General features: G+C 28.9%; 1 protein-coding gene. It reads right to left on the minus strand.

Features of this window, described 5'->3' with window-relative positions:
• Positions 1-633, minus strand: a 633-nt coding sequence (locus tag GQX97_RS13815) for an N-acetylmuramoyl-L-alanine amidase (RefSeq protein WP_198391262.1), incomplete at both ends; no start/stop codon positions are given.

Consider the following 633-nt stretch of genomic DNA (forward strand, 5'->3'; position numbering starts at 1 on the left):
CTCCTCATTATAATATTTTTATTAGTATGCATATAATCCCAATTATTATTTACTATATTATTGCTTATAAATATATTTGTAAAGAATGTATTTGTAAGGAAGTTATTAGCTTTAGAGCGTTCATAAGCTTCATTAAGTTTTTTAACTTTTAGGTTCAAAGCTCTTGCTATACTGTATGTTTCTTTGTCTATGTTGCCRTCTATATCATTAGTTCTAAACCTGCATTGAAAAGCATAYAGCACTTTTCTTGATTCATAATCCCACACATTATTAGTAGGCATACTTGTATATCCATATTTTATAAACTCATTTTTTATATCCATTACAGTAGCYYTTCTATAATCATTACTCATCATAAAGTTACTATAATCTTCTTCATCATACCATATACCCAAATCATATTCATCGTATAATCTTTTCCAAGGGAATTTTGGTCCTGGGTCTTTTTTTCTGTATGGTGCTATATCTGAATGCCCTAATATATTATAAGGTCTCACTCCGTATTTATCTACAAGCTCTCTAAGAAGATATGCTACTTTCTCTATTTGTGATTCATCATACTCTAAATATTCATCATATGGAGTAAAGTATAAATTTTCAAGCTGTCTTTTATTCATTCTTGCAAGCTGCTGC

It is taken from the genome of Brachyspira sp. SAP_772 (assembly GCF_009755885.1).
Classification (GTDB): domain Bacteria; phylum Spirochaetota; class Brachyspiria; order Brachyspirales; family Brachyspiraceae; genus Brachyspira.